This window comes from Rathayibacter sp. RFBD1 (genome assembly GCF_002932915.1).
GTDB lineage: Bacteria > Actinomycetota > Actinomycetes > Actinomycetales > Microbacteriaceae > Rathayibacter.
This window is the reverse complement of the sequence record NZ_PSWQ01000023.1, coordinates 1-22,186: the sequence shown is the minus strand read 5'-3', so window position 1 is coordinate 22,186 and position 22,186 is coordinate 1. Positions and strand designations below refer to the sequence as shown.

Genomic DNA, 22,186 nt, shown 5'->3' with positions numbered 1-22,186 from the left:
GCCGTGGCCGACTACGCACAGGTCACGGCGGCCGACGCCGTCGGGCTCGTCGAGCGCGACGAGGTCTGGCTGCTCGACGTCCGGGAGCCGCACGAGTGGGCGGCGGGGCATGCTCCGGCCGCCCACCACATCCCGATGGGGGAGATCGGCGCCCGGCAGGACGAGCTCCCGGCCGACACGGCGATCCTGGTGGTCTGCCACTCCGGAGTCCGCTCCGCGATGGTGACGCAGGCCCTCGACGGCGCCGGCTACGAGGTCGCCAACGTCGACGCCGGCATGACCGCCTGGGCCGCGGCGGGCGGCGACGTGGTCGACGGCGAGGGGCGCCCGGGACGCATCGGCTGACGCCGGCGCCGTCCGCCCCGGGCGGAACGGTCATCGGCGCCGTCCGCACGGGCGATAATGGGGCGATGGAGATCCTCGCGTGACGGAAACGACGACGACGTCCTCGACCGCTGCCCTGCGCAGACTGGTCCCGCGGATCTTCTCGCGCGCGCAGCCCTCCGGTGCTGTCGACACCCTCGTCCGCACCGTCCGGATGCACCACCCCAAGAGCGACATCGCGCTCATCGAGCGCGCGTACTCGGTCGCGGAGCGGGCGCACGCGAACCAGAAGCGCCGCAGCGGCGAGCCCTACATCACGCATCCGCTGGCCGTCGCGCAGATCCTCGCCGACCTCGGCATCGGCTCGAAGACGATCGCCGCCGCGCTGCTGCACGACACCGTCGAGGACACCGACTACCAGCTCGACGAGCTCCGCGCGGACTTCGGCGACGAGGTCGCGATGCTCGTCGACGGCGTCACCAAGCTCGACAAGGTCAAGTACGGCGACAGCGCGCAGGCCGAGACCGTCCGCAAGATGATCGTGGCGATGTCGAAGGACATCCGCGTCCTGATCATCAAGCTCGCCGACCGCCTGCACAACGCGCGGACCTGGGGCTTCGTCCCCGCCGAGTCCGCCGCCCGCAAGGCCACCGAGACCCTCGAGATCTACGCGCCGCTGGCGCACCGCCTCGGCATCCAGGCCATCAAGTGGGAGCTCGAGGACCTGTCCTTCGCGGTGCTCTACCCCAAGATCTACAACGAGATCGAGAGCCTGGTGAAGCGGCGGACGCCGCAGCGCGAGGAGTTCGTGCAGAACGTCATCGACCTGATCAGCGAGGACCTGCGGGCCGGGCGGATCCGCGGTCGCGTCGTCGGCCGGCCGAAGCAGTACTACTCGATCTACCAGAAGATGGTCGTCCGCGGTCGCGAGTTCGACGAGATCTACGACCTGGTCGGCATCCGCGTCCTCGTGAACTCGGTGCGCGACTGCTACGCCGTGCTCGGCTCGATCCACGCCCGCTGGACGCCGATGCCGGGCCGGTTCAAGGACTACATCGCCACTCCGAAGTTCAACCTCTACCAGTCGCTGCACACGACGGTCGTCGGGCCGAAGGGCCGCGCGGTCGAGATCCAGATCCGCACCAACGAGATGCACCAGCACGCGGAGTTCGGCATCGCGGCGCACTGGAAGTACAAGGAGCAGATGGCCACCGGCAAGGTGCCCACCTCCGGATCGAACGACACCGACCTCGCCTGGCTCGCGCACCTCTCGGACTGGCAGTCGGAGACCACCGACCCGAACGAGTTCCTCGACTCCCTCCGCTTCGAGATCGGCGCCAAGGAGGTCTACGTCTTCACCCCGAAGGGACGCGTGATCGGCCTGCCGACCGGCGCGACCCCGGTCGACTTCGCCTACGCGGTGCACACCGAGGTCGGGCACCGGACGATGGGCGCCAAGGTCAACGGGCGCCTCGTGCCGCTGGAGTCGGCTCTGACGACGGGCGACGTGGTCGAGGTCTTCACCTCGAAGAACCCCGACTCGGGACCGAGCCAGGACTGGCTCCACTTCGTGCAGAGCCCCCGGGCCCGCAACAAGATCCGGCAGTGGTTCACCAAGGAGCGGCGCGACGAGGCGATCGAGCAGGGCAAGGACTCCATCGCCCGGGCGATGCGGAAGCAGAACCTGCCGCTGCAGAAGCTGATGAGCCAGGACACCTTCACCGAGGTGGCCAGCCAGCTGCGCTACAACGACGTCGAGGCGCTCTACGCGGCCGTCGGCGAGGGCCACGTCTCGACCCAGTCGGTGCTCGAGAAGGTCGTCTCCTCCATCCAGGGCGATCCGGAGTCGGACGAGAACGAGGTCACCCTCCCGCGCTCGCCCCGGCCGCGGAGCCGGAGCAGCGAGTCGGGCGTCCTCGTGAAGGGCGCGCCGGACATCCTCGTGAAGCTCGCGAAGTGCTGCACTCCGGTTCCGGGCGATCAGATCGTCGGATTCGTGACGCGGGGAGCCGGCGTCTCCGTGCACCAGGCGAACTGCCACAACGTGCAGGAGCTGCTGAAGGAGCCGGAGCGGATCGTCGACGTCGAGTGGGCGCCGTCCTCCAAGAGCATCTTCCTCGTGCAGATCCAGGTCGAGGCGCTGGACCGCTCGGGCCTGCTGAGCGACGTGACGCGCGTGCTCTCGGAGCACCACGTCAACATCCTCTCGGCGACGGTCTCCACCTCGAGCGACCGGCTGGCGATCAGCCGGTTCGTCTTCGAGATGGGCGACACCACCCACCTGGACCGCGTGCTGAACGCCGTGCGCCGGATCGACGCCGTCTACGACGTCTACCGGGTGAACGCGGGCTGATCCACGGGCGGCGCCTCGCCGAGCGCCGCCCGCAGCCGTCGTCCGACGATCCTCCGTCCGGCGACGGCGCTGCCCTCCTCCAGCCTCGCGAGGACGGCGTCGAGGCCGATCCGGGTGCTCCGAGAGAGCGCCCGGAGGATCCGGCCCGCGTCCTCCGTCCGGGCGAGGTCGATCAGCGTGCGAGCAGGCGACGTGACCGGCGCGCCGCCGAGGAGGACGACGTCGTCCTCGTCGAGCAGGACCTCGTGGCACCGCAGGCGGGGGTTCGACGGCGCATGTCGGCGCTTCCGCCGGTCGATCGAGGCGCTGTGCACCGGCGGCGGACGGTTCGTCGCTCCGTGCACCCACGCGGCGGAGAGACGATCGGCGACGGCGCCGCGGGGGAGCAGCGAGCGCAGGGAGGCGGCCCGCTCGGACGCCCCCAGGGGCAGGTCCGCGACGAGGAAGCCCTCGTCGAGCGCGACCAGCTCGCCGTCGAGGCGGGCGGCGCACAGCTCCGCGAGAGGGAGGTGCCCGGGGAGGAGCACGGAGGGGAGGCGCATCCGGCCATGCTGGCCGATGCGCCTCCCCTCCGGAGCGTCGCGAGCGGATCTGTGGAGGGATCCGCCGGAGCGGGTCTAGCCGATCGCGTCGAGCCAGACCTTGCGGGCGTCGAGCGCCTCCTGAGCCTGGGCGATCGCGTCGCGGTCGCCGCGCGCCTTCGCCTCGTCGAGCTCGTCCTGGAGCTTCTGGATCGCGGCGGTCAACTGCGAGGCGAGACCCTCGGAGCGGGCCTTGCGCTCCGGGTTGCTGCGGTTCCAGTGCTCCTCGTCGAGCTTGCGGACGTGCGCCTCGACCTTGCGGAGGCGGTCCTCGACGGTGCGCACCTGCTCCCGCGGCACGCGGCCGACGGCGTCCCAGCGCTCCTGGATCGAGAGCAGCACCCGCTTGGCCTTCTCGCGGTCCTGCTCCTGCAGGAGCGGCTCCGCCTCCTCGAGGAGGGCGAGCTTGAGGTCGAGGTTCTCGGTGTACTCGACGCTCTCCTGCGCGACGATCTCGGCCTTGGCTCCGTAGATCGCGTCGCCGGCGGCCTTGAAGCGCGCCCAGAGCGCGTCGTCGAACCGCTTGCCGGCACGGCCGGCGACCCGCCAGCGCTCGAGGAGCGCGCGGTAGTCCGGGATGGCGTCGGCGCCCTGGGGCACCAGCGCCTCGGCCTGGTCGATGAGCGCCTGCTTGGCCTGCTTGGCCTCGCGGTGCGCGGAGTCGAGGTCGGCGAAGAACGCCTTGCGGTTCTGCTCGATCGTGGTGCGCGCACCGCGGAACCGGCGCCACAGCTCGTTCGCGTCGTTCTTGGGCAGGCGCGGACCCTGCTGCTGGTGGTTCTGCCAGCGGGCGAAGAGGTCGTCGATCGCGGCGCTGGCCTGCTTCCACTGCGTCTTCGCCGGGTCGACCGCCGCCAGGGCCTCGGCCTCAGCGACGATGGCCTCGCGGTAGGCGAGGGCCTCGGACAGCGCGGCCTTCGACTCGGCCGCCTGCTGCTCGGTCAGATCCTCGACGGAGCCGCTCAGCGCGTCGACCCGGGTCTGCAGCGACTCGAGGTCGCCGACCGCGTTCGCCTGCGCGATGGCCGCGGACAGCGACTGCACCGTGCGGGCGACGTCTCCGGCGGGTGCGCCCCGCTTGGCGCGCTGCTCGAGCAGGGAGACCTGCCCGGCGAGCTCCGTGTACTTGCGCTCGTAGTAGGCGAGCGCTTCCTCGGGAGTCGCATCGGGGTACTGGCCGACCTCTCGCTCCCCGTCGCCGACGCGGACGTAGACCGTCCCGTCGTCGCCGACCCGTCCCCACGGCTGCTGGTCACTCATCGCTCGGAGCCTCACCTTGCTGTTCGATGTCGTGCTTCTCGGTGCCCGTCGCGTCGTCGGCCGGTGGGGCTCGACGGCCGGAGGGCCGAAGACCGCGCTCGGCCGCGAACGGGCAGTGACGACAAGCCTATTGCACTCCCCGCGCGGGCGGACCGTGACGACGCCGCGGGTGCGGCTACTGGACGGAGACGGAGGTGATGGTCACGGGCTCGGCGGGGGCGCCGTCGCCCGATCCGTCGGCCGTGCCCTTCGACACGACGTCGCTGACGAGGGCGTCGAGTCCCGAGGTGACCTGCCCGAGCACGGTGTACCCGCCGGCCGCGTCGGCGGGCAGGGTCGTGTCCTGGTAGACGACGAAGAACTGGCTGCCCTGGCTGTAGCCGTTGCCGCCCTGGCGGGCCATGGCGATGGTCCCGGCCGGGTAGACGCCGTCCTCGGGCGCGTTCTCGACGGGGCCGTAGCTGTAGCCGGGGCCGCCGGTGCCGTCGCCGTCCGGGTCGCCGCACTGGAGGACGTAGAGGCCCTCCGTGGTGAGGCGGTGGCAGGAGACGCCGTCGTAGAAGCCGGACTGCGTCAGCGAGATGAAGGAGGACACCGCCTGCGGGGCAGCGGCGCCGGCGAGCGTGATGCCCAGCGGGTCCTCGCCGATCGTGAGCGTGCCCGTCCAGTCGCGGCCCTCGGCGATGTCGGAGGAGGGGACGTCGCCGGTGTTCGACCCCGTCGCCTCGGGCGTCGGGGTCGCGGAGGAGGAGGAGGTCGGCTCGGCGACCGGGGTGCCGGGGCCGCCGGAGAAGTAGAGGATCTGGGCGACGACCGCGAGCCCGATCACGACGACGGCGGCGATCGCCGCGATCACGTTGTCGCGCACGCGCCGCTTCTGCCTCGAGCGGTGGAGGCTCTGACGGGCCTGGTAGGCCCGGAGCCGGGTGCGCGCCTCGCGGTCGTTCGACTTGCCCTGGGCCACGTGTTCCTCCGACGTCCTCGTCCGCGCGGCTTCGGCGCGGCGGCCCGCGCACGCAGGCCGCGTCGAGCCTACGAGAACCGCCGGAGGCGCGACAAACGCCGCTCCGTCGCGCCGGGCAGTCGGGCCGGGGCTCTGTCGGAGGCCGTCGTTACGCTGGGGGCATGACCATGCAGCAGGCCGGACTCCGCTCCGGGGCGACTCCGCTCGCCGTGCGGATGCGGCCGCGCAGCCTCGAGGAGGTCGCCGGCCAGCGCCACCTCCTGACGCCCGGCTCGCCCCTGGTCGCCCTCGCCGCCGACACGACGGGGGAGCGGGGAGCGGTGTCCGTGATCCTCTGGGGCCCTCCCGGCACGGGCAAGACCACGCTCGCGCAGGCGGTGGCCCACTCCAGCGGCCGCCGCTTCGTCGAGCTCTCCGCCGTCACGGCGGGCGTGAAGGACGTGCGGCAGGTGATGGAGGAGGCACTCTCCACCCGCGACCTCTACGGCACGTCCACCGTGCTCTTCCTCGACGAGATCCACCGCTTCACCAAGGCGCAGCAGGACGCACTGCTGCCCGGGGTCGAGAACGGGTGGGTCATCCTCATCGCGGCCACGACCGAGAACCCCTCGTTCTCGGTGATCGCGCCGCTGCTCTCGCGCTCGCTCCTGCTGACCCTCGAGCCGCTCAGCGACGACGACCTGGGCGTCCTGGTCGACCGCGCCCTGCACGACGAGCGGGGTCTGCGCGACTCGGTGACGCTGGAGGAGGAGGCCCGCGCGAGCATCGTGCGGCTCGCCTCCGGAGACGCCCGGCGGGCGCTGACCGCGCTCGAGGCCGCCGCCACCTCCGCCCGCTCGGAGGCCCGCGAGGCCGACCGGGTCGCCCGCGCCGCCGCCGCGGAGGACCCGCACGAGGAGGACGAGGACGACGAGGGCGCTCCCGTCGAGGCCGCCGCCGAGGAGCCCGCGCTCCCCGTCATCACGACCGAGATTGTCGCGCGCGCCGTCGACCGCGCCCTGCTGCGCTACGACCGCAACGGCGACGAGCACTACGACGTCATCAGCGCCTTCATCAAGTCCATCCGGGGCTCGGACGTCGACGCGGCGCTGCACTACCTGGCCCGGATGATCGAGGCGGGGGAGGATCCGCGGTTCATCGCCCGCCGCATCATCGTCTCCGCGTCCGAGGACATCGGCATGGCCGACCCGCAGGCGCTCGTCGTCGCGATCGCCGCGGCCGACGCCGTGCAGTTCATCGGCATGCCGGAGGGGCGCATCCCGCTCGCCCAGGCGGTCGTGCACCTGGCGACCGCCCCGAAGTCGAACGCGTCCTACTCCGCCATCGACGCGGCCATCGCAGACGTGCGCGCGGGCCGCGCGGGTCGGGTGCCGGCGCACCTGCGCGACGCGCACTACCCCGGCGCCAAGAAGCTCGGCCACGGGAAGGGCTACCGGTACCCGCACGACGCCGACCTCGGCGTCCTCGAGCAGCAGTACCTCCCGGACCCGCTCCAGGGCGCGCGGTACTACCGGCCCACCGAGCACGGCAACGAGCGCGACGTCTCCGCACGACTGGCGAAGCTCCTGCGCATCATCCGCGGCGACCGGGGCTGACCGAGCCGACCGCGAACTCGCGCGACCCGCACGGGAGGCCGTGGCCTGATAGTCTTGCGAGGTTGCCCACCGCTCTGTAGCCGAGCGGAGCAGCGCATCCCTCTGAATCGCGCAGCCCGCCACTGCGGTCACCCTTCCCCCGCACCCGCGGAGGACACGACCGCGGCGTCCGCCCTCCTCCCGGAGCCGGCGGTCGAGAGCTGCGACCGAACCTCTCAGACCTTGGAAGGACCACTGTGTCGACCACGTCCCGTACCCGCTCGAAGACGCGCCTCTCGCGCGCCCTCGGCATCCCCCTGACCCCGAAGGCCGCCCGCTACCTCGAGAAGCGTCCCTACGCTCCCGGTGAGCACGGCCGCTCGAAGCGCAAGGCCGACTCCGACTACGCGGTCCGCCTGCGTGAGAAGCAGCGTCTGCGCGCCCAGTACGGCATCCGCGAGAAGCAGCTCCGCATCGCCTTCCAGGAGGCGCGCCGCACCCAGGGCCTGACCGGTGAGAACCTGGTCGAGCTCCTCGAGATGCGCCTCGACGCCCTCGTCCTGCGCTCGGGCTTCGCCCGTACCACCGCGCAGGCCCGCCAGTTCGTCACCCACCGCCACATCATGGTGGACGGCAAGACGGTCGACCGCCCCTCCTTCCGCGTGAAGCCGGGCCAGGTCATCCACGTCAAGACCCGCTCCGAGGGCACCGAGCCCTTCCAGGTCGCCGCCGCCGGTGGACACGTCGACGTCCTCCCCAAGACCCCGGGCTACCTCGAGGTCGAGATCGACAAGCTGCAGGCGACGCTCCTGCGCCGCCCGAAGCGCGCCGAGGTCCCCGTGACCTGCGAAGTGCAGCTCGTCGTCGAGTACTACGCGGCCCGCTGAGTCCAGCCCCGCAGAGAAAGGCCCCGGTGTGCGCACCGGGGCCTTTCCCGTTCCCGGGGTCCCGATCCGGAGTGCCCGCCGCGCTCCGAGAGTCCCGCGCTGCGTCCGATCCGGCCGTCGCGCCCGAGCCGAGCGCCGGTCCCCGGGTCCGCCCCTGTCGCGGCCCGTCGGTAGGCTGGAGTGCCGCGCTGGGCGGCATCGAACGGAGGTCACCGTGACCGGTGGAGACATCGCAGGGCTCATCGCCGCGGGGGTGTTCGCGATCCTGGTGGCGATCACCGCCGTCCCGCTCTGGAAGCTCGGGCGCGTCTTCGACAGCACGAGCGAGGCCATCAAGCAGGCCAGCGACGGCCTGACGCCGATCCTCGACGAGTCGGCCTCCACCCTCCGAGAGGCCAACCACCAGCTCGCGCGGGTGGACACGATCACCAAGGACGTCGCCGAGGTCACCGGCAACGTCAACGCGCTCGTCGCTCTCACGGCCGCGACCGTCGGCGGTCCGCTCATCAAGCTCGCCGGCTTCACCGCCGGAGTCCGCGCCGTGCTCGTCGCCGGACGGACGGCCGACAAGGCCGGAGCCGCGGTCGGCCGCTCCGCCGCGAAGCGCACGAAGAGGCCGCGCTCGAAGTAGCGCCGCGCCCGCGCCCTAGAATCGAACGGGTCGTCGCGCCGTCGCGCCCGCCCCGCCGCTGTGGAAGGACACCCCGTGAAGAACATCCTCCTGATCGTCATCGGGATCGGCCTCGGATTCGCGGTCGCCCACCAGGTCTCGCGCACCGAGGCGGGCGCCCGGCTCTTCGCCGACATCAACCGCACCGCGAAGGAGCTCGGCGAGGCCGTCTCCGAGGGCTACCACCAGCGCGAGGCCGAACTGAAGGCCGCCATCGGCGAGGGCTGACGCCCCGCCGCCCGACATCCGCGTCGTCACCGACCGAACCGTAACGGAACCCATGCAGACCGCAGACATCCGCAACCGCTGGCTCGACTTCTTCGGGAGCCGCGGCCACACCGTGGTCCCCTCCGCCTCCCTCGTGAGCGAGGACCCGAGCCTCCTCTTCACCGTCGCCGGCATGGTGCCGTTCGTGCCCTACCTCACCGGAGTGGTCCCCGCGCCCTACCCGCGTGCCACCAGCGTGCAGAAGTGCATCCGCACCAACGACATCGAGGAGGTCGGCAAGACGCCTCGTCACGGCACCTTCTTCCAGATGAACGGCAACTTCTCCTTCGGCGACTACTTCAAGGAGGGGGCGATCGGCTACGCCTGGGAGCTGCTCACCGGCGCCGAGAGCGACGGGGGACTGGGCTTCGACGAGAAGGACCTCTGGGTCACCGTCTACAAGGACGACGACGAGGCGATCGCGCTCTGGAAGACGATCGCGGGACTGCCGGACGAGCGCATCCAGCGCCTGGACAAGGACACCAACTACTGGTCGACCGGCCAGCCCGGCCCCGCGGGCCCCTGCTCCGAGATCTTCTTCGACCGTGGACCCGCCTACGGGATCGACGGCGGCCCGGCGACGGACGACGACCGCTACGTCGAGATCTGGAACCTCGTCTTCATGCAGTACCTCCGCGGCGAGGGCACGAGCAAGGTCGACTTCGACATCCTCGGCGAGCTGCCGCGCAAGAACATCGACACCGGCATGGGCCTCGAGCGCGTCGCCTTCCTCAAGCAGGGCGTCGAGAACATGTACGAGATCGACCAGGTCCGTCCGGTCCTCGACCGCGCCGCCGAGCTCTCGGGCCGCCGCTACGGAGCCGTCCACGAGGACGACGTCCGCATGCGCGTCATCGCCGACCACGTGCGCTCCTCGCTGATGCTGCTGTCGGACGGCGTGACGCCGTCGAACGAGGGGCGCGGCTACATCCTCCGCCGCCTGATGCGCCGCACGGTGCGCGCCATGCGCCTGCTCGGAGTGGACACCGCGACGTTCCCCGAGCTCTTCGCCGCCTCGCGCGACGCGATGGCGTCGGCCTACCCCGAGGTGTCCACGGAGTTCGAGCGCCTCTCGACCAGCGCCTACGGCGAGGAGGAGGCGTTCCTGCGCACCCTCGCAGCCGGCACCGAGATCCTCGACCTCGCGGTCCTGAAGACGAAGAAGGCCGAGTCGCCGACGCTGCCGGGCGACACCGCGTTCCTCCTGCACGACACCTTCGGGTTCCCGATCGACCTCACCCTCGAGATCGCCGAGGAGTCGGGTCTGACGGTCGACCGCGAGGCGTTCGACTCCCTCATGACCGCGCAGCGCACGCGTGCGAAGGCCGACGCGAAGTCGAAGAAGTCGGCGCTGGCCGATCTCTCGGTCTACGCCGACTTCCGCGCCCACGGCGAGACGCTGTTCACCGGCTACGACGTGCTCGACACCGAGACGCGCATCCTCGGCCTCATCGTCGGCGGGCACTCCGTCACGAAGGCGGTCGCGGGCGACATCGCCGAGGTGATCCTCGAGGCGACCAGCCTCTACGCGGAGTCGGGCGGCCAGGAGGCCGACGCCGGCCGCATCGTCGGCTCCGGCTTCGATCTCGAGGTCCTCGACGTGCAGAAGCCCGTCAAGGGGCTCATCAGCCACAAGGTCCAGGTCGCCAGCGGCGAGGTCGGAGTGGGCGACGCCGCCACCTCCGTCGTCGACCGCGACTGGCGCCGGGGCGCCACGCAGGCGCACTCGGGCACGCACCTCATCCACGCCGCGCTGCGCCAGGTGCTCGGCCCGCAGGCGCACCAGTCCGGCTCCTACAACAAGGCGGGCTACCTGCGCCTGGACTTCTCGTGGAACCAGGCCCTCTCGCTCGAGACCCGCAGCGAGATCGAGGAGATCGCCAACACGGCGATCCGGGACAACCTCGAGGTCGTCACGCGCGAGCTCCCGATCGACGAGGCGAAGGCGCTCGGCGCGATGGCCCTCTTCGGCGAGAAGTACGGCGACGTCGTCCGCGTGGTCGACATCGGCGGGCCCTGGTCGCGCGAGCTCTGCGCGGGCACCCACGTCGGGCGCTCGTCCGAGGTCGGCGTGATCAGCCTGGTCAGCGAGTCCTCGGTCGGATCGACCAACCGCCGCGTCGAGTCGCTCGTGGGCCGCGAGGCCTTCCAGGAGCTCGCCGCCGAGCGCGCCCTCGTCAGCACGATCTCGTCCTCGCTGAAGACCCCGCGCGAGCAGCTCCCCGAGCGGATCGGCGAGCTCGTCGCGAGCCTCAAGGCCGCTGAGAAGCGGATCGCCGCGTTCGAGGCCAAGGCCCTCGCCGACCGGGTGCCCGCCCTCGCCGCGACCCGCCGCACCGTGGGCGGCACGACCGTCGTCGCCGAGAGCATCGGCTCCGCCGGATCGACGGACGAGCTGCGCTCCCTCGTGACCTCCGTCCGCGAGCGGCTCGGCCAGGAGCCGGCCGTCGTCGCGCTCGCCGCCGACGTCTCGGGCAAGCCCGCGGTGATCGTCGCCACCAACCAGGCCGCCCGCGACCAGGGCCGCCGCGCGGGTGCGCTCGCCAAGCGCGCCGCCGGGATCCTCGGTGGCGGCGGAGGCGGCAAGGACGACCTCGCCCAGGGCGGCGGCTCCGACGTCTCCGCCATCGGCGCGGCGCTCGAGGCCGTGGTGCAGGAAGCGACCAGCTGAATGGGCCGGTTCGGCGTCCGGCTCGGCATCGATGTGGGCCGGGCCCGCATCGGGGTCGCCCGCTGCGACGCCGACGGCCTGCTCGCGGTGCCCGTCGAGACGGTCGCGCGGGCGGGCACTGACGGCGGATCCTCGGACGTCTCCCGGATCGCGCACCTCGCCGCCGAGTACGATGCCCAGGCGATCATCGTCGGACTGCCGTTGTCGCTGTCGGGGGCCGAGACGGCCTCGACGGAGGACGCGCGCGGATTCGCTCGACTGCTCGCCGAGGCGGTGCCCACCGCTCCGGTGCGGCTCGTCGACGAGCGGCTGTCGACGGTCACCGCTCAGAGCGCCCTGCACCGCTCCGGACGCACCACCCGCGGCTCCCGAGCCGTGATCGACCAGGTCGCCGCCGTGGTGATCCTGCAGCACGCCATCGATTCCGAGCGCTCGGCCGGCACCCCGGCCGGGGTCCTGCTCGAACCGAACGAAGGACCTCCTCGTGACCGACGTCCCCCCGAGCCGCCGCGACGCCCGCGCCGCCGAGCAGGCGCAGCCGACTCCGCCCGACCCGACTCCGGAGCAGCAGCCCGCGCCGACTGAGGCGCACGATCCGCTGGGCCGCCTCTTCACCGGGCCCGACGTGCCCGAGCCCCGTGGCCGCGACGACGCGGCCGCGTTCGACCCGGACGCGCGCCCGAAGCGTCGCCGCGCGGCTCGCGCGACGGGCGGCGCGAAGAAGCGCCGCAGCCGCCGCGGGCTCATCGGCGGGCTTCTGGCCTTCGGCGTCTTCGCCGCGCTCGTCGCCATCGCCGTCACGATCTTCCTCGAGCCCGTGCGCGGCCTGTTCGCCGAGCCCGAGCCGACCGACTTCACCGGCACCGGCTCGAGCGAGGTGCTGTTCACGATCCACCAGGGCGACGGCGGCAGCGACATCGCCAACAACCTCGTCTCGGACGGGGTCATCAAGTCGTACGACCCCTTCTACGACCTGCTCCTCGCCCAGAGCCCTGAGCCCGTCTTCCAGCCCGGCGCGTACTCGCTCAAGGCCGAGATGAGCGCCAAGGCCGCCTTGTCGGCGCTGCTCGACTCCGAGTCGACGCGCCTCGCGAACACCTTCGTCATCCCCGAGGGGACGGCGCTCAAGGAGGCGCTGCCGCTCATCGCGGACGGTACCGGGGTCGCGCTGACGGACCTCGAGGCGGCCGCCGCCGACTGGGGCTCGTTCGGGCTCCCGGCCGGGGCGACGAGCCTCGAGGGGTTCCTGTTCCCCGCGACGTACGACATCGACCCGTCGACGCCGGCGCACGACATCCTGAAGACCCTGGTCGACCGGATGTACCAGTCGCTCGACCAGGCCGGCGTGCCGGTGGACGACCGCTACCGCGTCGTGGTGTTCGCGTCCCTCGTGCAGCGCGAGGCCCGCGTCGCCGAGGACTTCCCGAAGGTCGCGCGCGTGTTCCAGAACCGCCTCGACCAGGGGTGGCGCCTGCAGTCGGACGCGACCGTGGCGTACGGCACCGGCGCGACCGACCGCGTCTCGACCACGGACGCCGAGCGGAACGACGCCGGCAACGTCTACAACACCTACCAGCGCGACGGTCTGCCGCCCGCGCCGATCTCGAACCCGGGGGACGTGGCGATCGACGCGGTCATGCACCCCGCGGACGGCACCTGGATGTACTTCGTCACGGTGAACCTCGAGACGGGCGAGACGGTCTACTCCACCACCGACGCCGAGCACAACGCGGCCGTCGACCAGTGGCAGGCCTGGATGCGGGACCACCCGGAGTACCAGTGACGGCCGCCGGGTACCGCCTCGCGGTCCTCGGCGCGCCGATCGCGCACTCGAAGTCGCCCGCGCTGCACGCGGCCGCCTACCGGGTGCTCGGACTCGACTGGAGCTACCGCGCCGTCGAGACGACGGAGGCGACCCTCTCCGAGGTCGTGTCCGGCGAGCCCTGGCACGGCCTGTCGCTGACCATGCCGCTCAAGCACGCGGTGCGCCCGCTGCTGGCGGAGGAGGACGCGGTCGCCCGGGTCACCGGCGCGGTCAACACCGTGCTGGTCGACCGCTCCGGCCCGGCACCCCGCCTCCGCGGGTTCAACACCGACGTCGCGGGCATCGTGCGCGCCCTCGCCGAGGCGGGCGTCGTCTCGGCGGAGCGCGTCCAGGTGCTCGGCGGGGGAGCGACCGCCGCCTCCGCCCTGGCCGCCGCCGCCGAGCTCGGCGCGGCGCGGGTCGACCTCGTCCTGCGGACGGCGTCGAGGGCCGTCGAGCTCGCTCCGCTCGCGGAGTCGCTCGGCGTCCCGCTCTCGGTCCGCTCCTTCGCCGACTGGTCCACCGGAGCGCCGCTGGTGATCTCGACGCTCCCCGGCGGAGCGGCGGACGGCCTCGACGTGCCCGACGCGGCGGTCGCGGGCTCGACCCTGTTCGACGTGGCGTACTCCCCGTGGCCGAGCGCGCTCGCCCGGCGCTGGGAGCAGGGCGGCTCCCCGGTCGTCTCCGGGCTCGGAATGCTGCTCCACCAGGCACTCGTGCAGGTGCGGATCTTCGTCGGCGGCGACCCGGCCCTGCCTCTCGATCGTGAGGACGAGGTGCTCGCGGCGATGCGCCGAGCCATCTCGACGGGTCCGGCGCACTGACCTCGTGTGCCAGAATCGGAGGATGCTCCGTTGGCTCACGGCCGGGGAATCCCACGGTCCCGAACTCGTCGCCGTCCTCGAAGGACTGCCGGCGGGCGTCCCTGTCTCCCTCGACGACATCCGCGCCGATCTCGCGCGTCGGAAGCTCGGCTACGGCCGCGGAGCCCGGATGAACTTCGAGCAGGACGAGCTGACGATCTCCTCCGGCGTCCGGCACGGAGCGACGATGGGCAGCCCCATCGCCCTGCGCATCGGCAACACGGAGTGGCCGCGCTGGGTCGACGTCATGTCGGCGGAGCCCCGTGACCCCGAGAGCCTGCCCAAGGGCCGCGGCGCCGCGCTCACACGGCCCCGCCCGGGCCACGCCGACCTCGTCGGGATGCAGAAGTACGGCTTCCCCGAGTCCCGCAACGTGCTCGAGCGCGCCTCCGCCCGCGAGACCGCGGCCCGCGTCGCCCTCGGCGCCGTCGCCCGCCGCTTCCTCGGCGAGCTCGGCGTCTCGCTCGTCAGCCACACCCTCGCCATCGGGCCGGTCCGCGTGCCCGAGGGCTCGCCGCTGCCCGGCCCGGCCGACGTCGCCGCCCTGGACGCGGATCCGCTGCGCTGCCACGACGCCGCGACCAGCGCCCTCATGGTCGCCGAGGTGGACCGCGCCCACGACGACGGCGACACGCTCGGCGGCGTGGTCGAGATCCTCGCGTACGATCTCCCGCCCGGACTCGGGTCCTACGTGCACTGGGACCGTCGTCTCGACTCCCAGCTCGCGGCGGCCCTGATGGGGATCCAGGCGATCAAGGGCGTCGAGGTCGGCGACGGCTTCCTCACCACCACCCGCCGCGGCTCGGAGGCGCACGACGAGCTCTTCCAGTCCGCCGCCGGCATCTCCCGGTCCAGCGACCGGGCCGGCGGCACCGAGGGCGGGATGAGCACGGGGACCGTGCTGCGGGTCCGCGCCGGCATGAAGCCGATCGCGACCGTGCCGCACGCGCTGCGCACCGTCGACGTCGCCACCGGCGAGGCGGCCGGCGCTCACCACCAGCGCTCCGACGTCTGCGCGGTGCCGGCGTCCGGTGTCGTCGCGGAGGCGATGGTCGCCCTGGTGCTCGCGAACGCCGTGCTCGAGAAGTTCGGCGGCGACAGCGTCACCGAGACCCGCCGCAACCTGCAGGGCTACCTCGCCGCCATCCCCGACGAGCTCCGCACGGCTGCCGCGAGCGACCCGGCTCTCGGGCTCGCCTGATGGCCGCGTCCTCGGCGGCCCGCTGATGGCGGGTCACGATACCGGCGCGGCCCGCGCCCGCCTCGTCCTGATCGGCCCGATGGGCGCCGGCAAGACGACGATCGGCAAGCGGGTCGCGAAGGCGCTGAGCGCCGGGTTCGTCGACTCCGACGCGGAGTTCGTGCGCACCCACGGCCCGATCGCCCCCTACTTCGACGCCCACGGCGAGCCGGCCTTCCGCCGGGAGGAGCGCCGTGTCGTCGAGCGCGCCGTCCGTCGCGACGTGGTGCTGAGCCTCGGCGGGGGAGCGGTGCTCGATCCCGCGACGCGCGCCGACCTCGCGGACGTCCCCGTCGTGCTCCTCACCACCACGGCCGAGGCCGTCCGCGACCGGCTCGGCTCCGGCTCCCGCCCGCTGGTGCGCGGCGGGGTCGGCGACTGGGTCCGCATCTTCGACGAGCGGCGCCCGGTGTACGAGTCCCTCGCGGACACCGTGGTCGACACCTCCCGGCGGCCGATCACCCTGATCGCCGCCGAGATCGCGGAGTGGGTGCGCGCGCAGCGCCCCTCCGCCACCCCTGCACCATCGGACCCGGCGGCCACGAGCCGCCCGAGCGGAAGACAGTCATGAACGACGGCACCACCGCCATCCCCGTCGCCGGAGAGAACGGCTACGACATCCACGTCGGGCGCGGACTCCTCGACGGCCTCGCCGACGCGATCGGCCCCCGGGCCGCGAAGGTGCTCATCGTGCACCCGCCGACCCTCGCGGTCCTCGCCGCCGAGATCCGCGAGAGCCTGCTCGAGCGCTACGAGGTGCTGCTCGCCGAGGTCCCGGACGCCGAGGCCGCGAAGCGCGTGGAGGTGGCGGCCTTCTGCTGGCAGGTGATGGGGCAGTCGGACTTCACCCGCACGGACGTGGTCGTCGGCTTCGGCGGCGGCGCGATCACCGACCTGGCCGGCTTCGTCGCCGCCACCTGGCTCCGCGGGGTCGACCTGGTGCAGGTGCCGACCACCGTGCTCGGGATGGTCGACGCGGCCGTCGGGGGGAAGACCGGCATCAACACGGCCGAGGGCAAGAACCTCGTCGGCGCCTTCCACGCACCGCGGGCGGTCGTCGCCGACCTCGACGTGCTGACCAGCCTCCCGCGCAACGAGATCCTGGCCGGCTTCGGCGAGATCGTGAAGTACGGGATGATCGCCGAGCCGCGCATCCTCGACATCATCGAGTCCGACATCGACCTGGCCACGGACCCGACATCGGAGGAGTTCCGCAGCCTGGTCGAACTGTCGATCGGGATCAAGGCGCGGGTCGTCGGCGAGGACTTCACCGAGAAGGGCCTGCGCGAGATCCTGAACTACGGGCACACCCTCGGGCACGCGGTCGAGCACGCCGAGCGCTACCAGTGGCGCCACGGCGCGGCCGTCTCCGTCGGGATGATGTTCGCGGCCGAGCTCTCGCGCCTGACCGGATCGCTCAGCGACGCGGTCGTGGACCGCCAGCGCCGGGTCCTCGAGTCGCTGACCCTGCCGACGAGCTACCCGCTCGGACGGTGGGAGACGCTCCTCGCCGCGATGCAGCGCGACAAGAAGACCCGCGCGGGGATGCTCCGCTTCGTGGTCCTCGACGACATCGCCCGCCCGAGCATCCTGCAGGGGCCGGAGACGTCGCTGCTGTTCGCGGCGTATCAGGAGATCGGATCGTAGGTCCGGCTCGGCTGAGTCCGGGCGGCGCCGTCAGCCTCCGCCCAGGGCGGCCCTCCGCGCCTGGGCGTACTCGGCGTCGGTGATCGTGCCCGCCGCTCGCAGCGCCTCCAGCTCGGCGAGCCGGTCCGCCAGCGAGCGGGCGGAGCCGGGACCCTCGCGCGCGAAGCGGGCTGCGACGTCGGTCCGAAGGGTCAGCGGATCCACTCCGAGCGAGCGCGCCCGGCGCACGTTCACGACGATCAGCACCACGACGAGCACGATCACGACGGCGATGACGATCGGCACCGCGGTGAACGCGATCGAGTACCAGGGCGGCACGACGGTGTCGGCGGGAACGGCGTCCCTGTGCTCCTCCTCGGGTCGGTCCTCCACCGTCTCGCGCTCCGGCGGACCGGTGGGGCGATTCGCATGCGGCGTCCAGACTCCTCTGCCGACGGGGCCGCGTCGACTACACTCGACGGGTCAGCCGGACCGGCCGATATCGCCGCGCCCGCGTACCGGGCTCGCCGGCGCAGACTTCCACCGAAACGGATCCCCCTTCGCATGGCCTCTACCACCGACATCAAGAACGGCACCGTCCTCAGCATCGACGGCCAGCTCTGGAACGTCATCGACTTCCAGCACGTCAAGCCGGGCAAGGGCGGCGCCTTCGTCCGCACCAAGATGAAGAACGTCCTCACGGGCAAGGTCGTCGACAAGACCTTCAACGCGGGCGCCAAGATCGACACGGCCAACGTCGACCGCCGCGACTTCCAGTACCTCTACCGCGACGGCGCGGACTTCGTGTTCATGGACACCAGCGACTACGACCAGATCACCGTCCCCGAGGCGGTCGTCGGCGACGCGGCGAACTTCATGCTCGAGAACCAGAACGTGACCCTCGCCCTGCACGACGGCGACCCGCTCTACATCGACCTCCCCGCCTCGGTCGTCCTCGAGATCACCTACACGGAGCCGGGCCTCCAGGGCGACCGCTCGACCGGCGGCACCAAGCCCGCGACGGTCGAGACCGGCTACCAGATCCAGGTCCCGCTCTTCCTCGAGCAGGGCACGAAGGTCAAGGTCGACACCCGCACGGGCGACTACCTCGGCCGCGTCAGCTGAGCCGGGCCTCCCGTGAGTGCTCGCACGAAGGCGCGCAAGCGCGCCCTCGACATCCTCTACAACGCCGACGTCCGGCAGATCAGCTTCGCCCAGTCGCTGCGCGCCGAGGCCGAGCGGGCGGCGAACGAGCCGGCCCGCGAGGCCTCGTGGCTCTACGCCCGTGAGATCGTCGACGGGGTCATCGACCACGCCGACGAGATCGACGAGCTGATCGCCCGGCTCGCCCAGGGCTGGACCCTCTCGCGCATGCCCTTGGTCGACCGCGCGATCCTCCGGATCGGGGTGTGGGAGATCCTGCACAACGACGCGGTGCCCGACGGCGTCGCCATCTCGGAGGCCGTCGAGGCCGCCACGTCGCTGTCGACCGACGACTCGGCGGGCTTCATCAACGGGCTCCTCGCCTCCGTCGCGGAGTCCCGCACGACGGCCTGACCCGCCCCGAAGACCTGCTCGGCCCGCTGGATCCCCGTGATCGGGCGGGCCGAGGTCGTTCCCGGGGAGGCCGTCCGGCGGGCCGCGCGACGGCCCCTATACTCGACACGGCTTTTCCTTTAACAGCCGTCCTGTGAGGCGGGGAAGGAGGTCGGTGTGACGGCACGAATCGTGCTCAACGGCGCTGACATCACGCGAGCGCTCACGCGCATCGCCCACGAGATCCTCGAGTCGAACCGCGGCCCCGAGTCGCTGGTCGTCCTCGGCATCCCGACGCGCGGCGTCGCCCTCGCGAGGCGCATCGCCGAGACGATCGCGCGGATCGAGCCGGACGGTCCCCCCGTCTTCGCCGGCTCCCTCGACGTGACCATGTACCGCGACGACCTCTCCCGGCACCCGGTCCGCACCCCCGCGCGCACCGCCGTCCCCGCGAGCATCGACGGCCGGACCGTGGTCCTCGTCGACGACGTCCTCTTCTCGGGCCGCACCATCCGCGCCGCCCTGGACGCCCTCAGCGACATCGGCCGTCCGCGAGCCGTGCGGCTGGCCGCGCTGGTCGACCGCGGACACCGCGAGCTCCCGATCCGGGCGGACTTCGTCGGCAAGAACCTGCCGAGCAGCCTGAGCGAGCGGATCAACGTCCGGCTCGTCGAGACGGACGGTGAGGACCTGGTCGCGATCGAGTCGCAGGCCACCGGCGAGGAGACGGCTCCGTGAAGCACCTGCTCTCGACCCGGGACCTCGACCGCGCGAGCGCGATCGCACTCCTCGACATCGCCGAGGACATGGCGGACGTGCAGAACCGCGAGGTCAAGAAGCTGCCGACCCTGCGCGGGAAGACCGTGGTCAATCTCTTCTTCGAGGACTCCACCCGCACGCGGATCTCGTTCGAGGCGGCGGCGAAGCGGCTCTCGGCCGACGTCATCAACTTCAGCGCGAAGGGCTCCAGCGTCTCCAAGGGCGAGAGCCTGAAGGACACCGCGCAGACGCTCGCCGCGATGGGCGCCGACGGCGTGGTCATCCGCCACAGCGCCTCCGGAGCCCCCGCGGTTCTTGCGGCGAGCGGCTGGATCGACGCGTCGATCCTCAACGCCGGTGACGGGACCCACGAGCACCCGACCCAGGCGCTCCTGGACGCGTTCACCATCCGCCGGCGCCTGCACGGCGCCTCCGCGTCCCGCGGCAAGAGCCTCGACGGCGTCGCGGTCACGATCGTGGGCGACGTCCTGCACTCGCGGGTGGCGCGCTCGAACGTCTGGCTGCTGACGGCGCTGGGCGCCGAGGTGACCCTGGTCGCACCGCCGACCCTCGTGCCGGTCGACACGCGCGACTGGCCCGCGACCATCCGCTTCGATCTGGACGAGGCGATCGACACCGGGCTCCCCGACGTCGTGATGCTCCTGCGCATCCAGCTCGAGCGGATGTCGAGCGGGTTCTTCCCCAACGGCCGGGAGTACGCGCGGATCTGGGGCCTCGACGACGAGCGGCTCGCCCGGCTGGGTCCCGATACCATCGTCATGCACCCCGGACCCATGAACAGGGGCGTCGAGATCTCCTCGGCGGCCGCCGATTCGAGCCGCTCCACGGTGCTCGAACAGGTCACGAACGGAGTGTCCGTCCGGATGGCCGCGCTCTACCTGCTGCTGTCCGGCGAACGGGAGGTCCACTGATGAGCACTGCCCAGCCGCTTCAGAGCACGGCGCCGGAGCGGATCCTGATCTCGGGAGCGACGCTCGCCGACGAGTCGACCGCCGACCTGCTGATCGACGGGGGCGTGATCGTCGAGATCGGCGCCGACCTCGACTCGCGCGGGGCCCGCGTGATCGACGCCGACGGCCTGCTGGCGCTGCCCGGCCTGGTCGACCTGCACACCCACCTGCGCGAGCCGGGGTTCGAGCAGAGCGAGACGATCCTCACCGGCACGCGAGCTGCGGCCGCCGGAGGCTTCACCGCCGTCTTCGCGATGGCGAACACCTCGCCGGTGCAGGACACCGCGGGCGTGGTCGAGCAGGTGCAGAGCCTGGGCGAGGATGCCGGCTACGCGACGGTCCGCCCGATCGGCGCGGTGACCGTGGGTCTGGCGGGGGAGTCGCTCGCCGAGCTCGGCGCGATGGCCCGCAGCCGCGCGGCCGTGCGGGTCTTCTCGGACGACGGGAAGTGCGTCTCGGACGCGCTGCTGATGCGCCGCGCTCTCGAGTACGTCAAGGCGTTCGACGGAGTCGTCGCCCAGCACGCGCAGGAGCCGCGGCTCACCGTGGGCGCGCAGATGAACGAGGGCGCCGTCTCCAGCGCCCTCGGCCTGCAGGGCTGGCCCGCCGTGGCCGAGGAGGCGATCATCGCCCGCGACGTGCTCCTCGCCGAGCACGTGGGCTCCCGCCTGCACGTCTGCCACGTCTCGACCGCGGGCTCGGTCGACGTCATCCGCTGGGCGAAGGCCCGGGGGATCGACGTGACCGCCGAGGTCACCCCCCACCACCTGCTCCTCACCGAGCAGGCCGTCGCCGGCCAGGACGGGCCGAGCTACGACGCCCGCTTCAAGGTGAACCCGCCGCTGCGCCGCGACGAGGACGTGCTCGCCCTCCGCGAGGCCCTCGCCGACGGCACCATCGACATCGTCGCCACCGACCACGCGCCGCACCCGGTCGAGGCGAAGGACTGCGAGTGGGACGCCGCGGCGTTCGGCATGGTCGGCCTCGAGAGCGCGCTGAGCGTGGTGCACGCCGCCGTCGTCGAGGACGGGCGGATGAGCTGGTCCGACGTCGCGCGCGTGCTCTCCTCCGCCCCCGCCCGCATCGGCCGGCTCGACGGCTACGACCGCGGCCTCGCCGTCGGGGCCGCCGCGAACGTCGTGCTCTACGACCCGGAGGCGCGACGCCGCTTCTCCGTCGAGGACCTGCGCGGCCGCAGCGGCAACTCCCCGTACCTCGGTCGCGAGCTGCCGGGCCGCGTCGTCGCCACCCTTCACCGGGGCTTCCCGACCGTGCTGGACGGCGAGCTCGTCGACGCGGCGGTCGTCGCCGCCTCCGCGAAGGCCTCCCGTGGATAGGGCCGCGATCACGATCGTCATCGCCGCGGTCGTCGTCCTCGTCTTCGTCGGCATGCTGCTCTCCTGGCGCGCGCGGCGCCTCCGCTCGGCCGCCCTCGCGCCGGAGCCCGTGCCCGCATCCTCGCTGGGCGCCGAGGTCGAGCGCGTCGACCTCCCGTACGTGGCCACGACCCGCTTCGAGCAGCCGCTCGAGCGCGTCGTGCTGCCGGGGCTCGGCTTCCGCGGCAACGCTGTGCTGCGCCTCCACGAGCGCGGCGTCGTGATCGCCCCCGTCGGCGAGCGCGAGACGGTGATCCCGGCCTCCCTCCTGCGCGGAGCGGGCCAGGGCAGCTACGTGATCGACCGCGTCGTCGAGGAGGGCGGCCTGCTCGTGATCTCCTGGTCGCCCCGCGGCGACGAGACCGTCGACAGCTACCTCCGCGTGGCCGAGCCCGCCCTCCGGGCGCACCTGGTCGCCGAGCTGCAGCGCCTCGCCGGCCCCCGTTCCTCCCCCTCCCAC

General features: G+C 72.4%; 22 protein-coding genes and 1 pseudogene. 19 read left to right on the top strand and 4 right to left on the bottom strand.

Annotated elements, in window-relative coordinates; all coding sequences use genetic code 11:
* Nucleotides 1-3 precede the first annotated feature (3 nt).
* Both C5D50_RS13180 and C5D50_RS13175 read left to right on the top strand, forming a co-directional pair.
* The gene (locus C5D50_RS13180) at nucleotides 4-345 is read left to right on the top strand and encodes a rhodanese-like domain-containing protein (protein WP_104224765.1); all 342 of its coding nucleotides are present in this window, start codon (nucleotides 4-6) and stop codon (nucleotides 343-345) included.
* A gap of 79 nt (nucleotides 346-424) precedes the next feature.
* Complete coding sequence (locus C5D50_RS13175) at nucleotides 425-2,677, top strand: bifunctional (p)ppGpp synthetase/guanosine-3',5'-bis(diphosphate) 3'-pyrophosphohydrolase (RefSeq protein ID WP_104225334.1); 2,253 nt, start codon at nucleotides 425-427, stop codon at nucleotides 2,675-2,677.
* Here C5D50_RS13175 and C5D50_RS13170 read toward each other — a convergent pair.
* The 3 genes from C5D50_RS13170 to C5D50_RS13160 all read right to left on the bottom strand — a co-directional run bounded on the left by C5D50_RS13170 (nucleotide 2,656) and on the right by C5D50_RS13160 (nucleotide 5,482).
* Entirely contained in the window at nucleotides 2,656-3,219 is a 564-nt protein-coding gene (locus C5D50_RS13170; RefSeq protein ID WP_104283701.1) for a type IV toxin-antitoxin system AbiEi family antitoxin, read from the bottom strand. The two genes, C5D50_RS13175 and C5D50_RS13170, sit on opposite strands and share 22 nt — an antisense overlap.
* 75 nt (nucleotides 3,220-3,294) lie before the next feature.
* Nucleotides 3,295-4,518: a DUF349 domain-containing protein gene (locus C5D50_RS13165; protein WP_104224762.1), complete on the bottom strand. Its 1,224-nt coding sequence runs from the start codon at nucleotides 4,516-4,518 to the stop codon at nucleotides 3,295-3,297.
* A gap of 175 nt (nucleotides 4,519-4,693) precedes the next feature.
* Entirely contained in the window at nucleotides 4,694-5,482 is a 789-nt protein-coding gene (locus C5D50_RS13160) for a peptidylprolyl isomerase (RefSeq protein WP_104239055.1), read from the bottom strand.
* A 161-nt stretch (nucleotides 5,483-5,643) separates the two neighbouring features.
* Between C5D50_RS13160 and C5D50_RS13155 the strand changes: the two genes are divergently transcribed.
* From C5D50_RS13155 to aroB, 11 genes and pseudogenes are all read left to right on the top strand, one after another.
* Nucleotides 5,644-7,077 carry a replication-associated recombination protein A gene (locus C5D50_RS13155; protein WP_104283700.1) on the top strand — a complete coding sequence of 478 codons (1,434 nt, stop codon included), beginning with the start codon at nucleotides 5,644-5,646 and terminating at the stop codon, nucleotides 7,075-7,077.
* 236 nt (nucleotides 7,078-7,313) lie between these two features.
* On the top strand, nucleotides 7,314-7,943 hold the full coding sequence (gene rpsD / locus C5D50_RS13150) for a 30S ribosomal protein S4 (RefSeq protein ID WP_068210518.1): 630 nt from the start codon (nucleotides 7,314-7,316) through the stop codon (nucleotides 7,941-7,943).
* Between the two features lie 214 nt (nucleotides 7,944-8,157).
* Entirely contained in the window at nucleotides 8,158-8,574 is a 417-nt protein-coding gene (locus C5D50_RS13145; protein WP_104224759.1) for a DUF948 domain-containing protein, read from the top strand.
* A gap of 75 nt (nucleotides 8,575-8,649) precedes the next feature.
* A complete protein-coding gene (locus C5D50_RS13140; RefSeq protein ID WP_104225329.1) occupies nucleotides 8,650-8,841 on the top strand; it encodes a hypothetical protein in 192 nt (63 codons plus the stop codon).
* A gap of 52 nt (nucleotides 8,842-8,893) precedes the next feature.
* Nucleotides 8,894-11,551: an alanine--tRNA ligase gene (alaS, locus tag C5D50_RS13135; RefSeq protein ID WP_104255387.1), complete on the top strand. Its 2,658-nt coding sequence runs from the start codon at nucleotides 8,894-8,896 to the stop codon at nucleotides 11,549-11,551.
* A pseudogene (gene ruvX, locus C5D50_RS13130) lies at nucleotides 11,552-12,025 on the top strand (Holliday junction resolvase RuvX); the annotation flags it as partial. It lies immediately after the preceding gene.
* Nucleotides 12,026-12,035: 10 nt separating this feature from the next.
* Nucleotides 12,036-13,334: an endolytic transglycosylase MltG gene (mltG, locus tag C5D50_RS13125; protein ID WP_104313171.1), complete on the top strand. Its 1,299-nt coding sequence runs from the start codon at nucleotides 12,036-12,038 to the stop codon at nucleotides 13,332-13,334.
* Nucleotides 13,331-14,179 (top strand): shikimate dehydrogenase, encoded by an 849-nt coding sequence (locus C5D50_RS13120; RefSeq protein WP_258069629.1) that lies wholly within the window; start codon nucleotides 13,331-13,333, stop codon nucleotides 14,177-14,179. Before mltG ends, C5D50_RS13120 begins: the two co-directional genes overlap by 4 nt.
* Nucleotides 14,180-14,201: 22 nt before the next feature.
* Entirely contained in the window at nucleotides 14,202-15,419 is a 1,218-nt protein-coding gene (gene aroC / locus C5D50_RS13115) for a chorismate synthase (protein WP_104283698.1), read from the top strand.
* 25 nt (nucleotides 15,420-15,444) lie between these two features.
* The gene (locus C5D50_RS13110; RefSeq protein WP_104225325.1) at nucleotides 15,445-16,029 is read left to right on the top strand and encodes a shikimate kinase; all 585 of its coding nucleotides are present in this window, start codon (nucleotides 15,445-15,447) and stop codon (nucleotides 16,027-16,029) included.
* On the top strand, nucleotides 16,026-17,105 hold the full coding sequence (aroB, locus tag C5D50_RS13105; protein WP_104224752.1) for a 3-dehydroquinate synthase: 1,080 nt from the start codon (nucleotides 16,026-16,028) through the stop codon (nucleotides 17,103-17,105). The genes C5D50_RS13110 and aroB overlap by 4 nt, the downstream gene beginning before the upstream one ends.
* Before the next feature lie 30 nt (nucleotides 17,106-17,135).
* Here aroB and C5D50_RS13100 read toward each other — a convergent pair whose 3' ends face one another.
* Nucleotides 17,136-17,477: an SHOCT domain-containing protein gene (locus tag C5D50_RS13100; protein WP_104283697.1), complete on the bottom strand. Its 342-nt coding sequence runs from the start codon at nucleotides 17,475-17,477 to the stop codon at nucleotides 17,136-17,138.
* 171 nt (nucleotides 17,478-17,648) lie between these two features.
* Here C5D50_RS13100 and efp point away from each other — a divergent pair, with 171 nt between their 5' ends.
* The 6 genes from efp to C5D50_RS13070 all read left to right on the top strand — a co-directional run.
* Nucleotides 17,649-18,209, top strand: coding sequence for an elongation factor P (efp, locus tag C5D50_RS13095; RefSeq protein WP_068210208.1), 561 nt, complete (start codon nucleotides 17,649-17,651; stop codon nucleotides 18,207-18,209).
* 12 nt (nucleotides 18,210-18,221) lie between these two features.
* Nucleotides 18,222-18,641 carry a transcription antitermination factor NusB gene (nusB, locus tag C5D50_RS13090; RefSeq protein ID WP_104224751.1) on the top strand — a complete coding sequence of 140 codons (420 nt, stop codon included), beginning with the start codon at nucleotides 18,222-18,224 and terminating at the stop codon, nucleotides 18,639-18,641.
* Nucleotides 18,642-18,797: 156 nt separating this feature from the next.
* Entirely contained in the window at nucleotides 18,798-19,358 is a 561-nt protein-coding gene (pyrR, locus tag C5D50_RS13085; protein WP_104224750.1) for a bifunctional pyr operon transcriptional regulator/uracil phosphoribosyltransferase PyrR, read from the top strand.
* Nucleotides 19,355-20,311, top strand: a complete 957-nt coding sequence (locus tag C5D50_RS13080; protein WP_104224749.1) for an aspartate carbamoyltransferase catalytic subunit — start codon at nucleotides 19,355-19,357, stop codon at nucleotides 20,309-20,311. The genes pyrR and C5D50_RS13080 overlap by 4 nt, the downstream gene beginning before the upstream one ends.
* Nucleotides 20,311-21,687, top strand: a complete 1,377-nt coding sequence (locus tag C5D50_RS13075; protein ID WP_104224748.1) for a dihydroorotase — start codon at nucleotides 20,311-20,313, stop codon at nucleotides 21,685-21,687. Before C5D50_RS13080 ends, C5D50_RS13075 begins: the two co-directional genes overlap by 1 nt.
* Nucleotides 21,680-22,186, top strand: a 507-nt coding sequence (locus C5D50_RS13070; RefSeq protein WP_104289020.1) for a hypothetical protein, incomplete at its 3' end; no start/stop codon positions are given. The genes C5D50_RS13075 and C5D50_RS13070, both read left to right, overlap by 8 nt.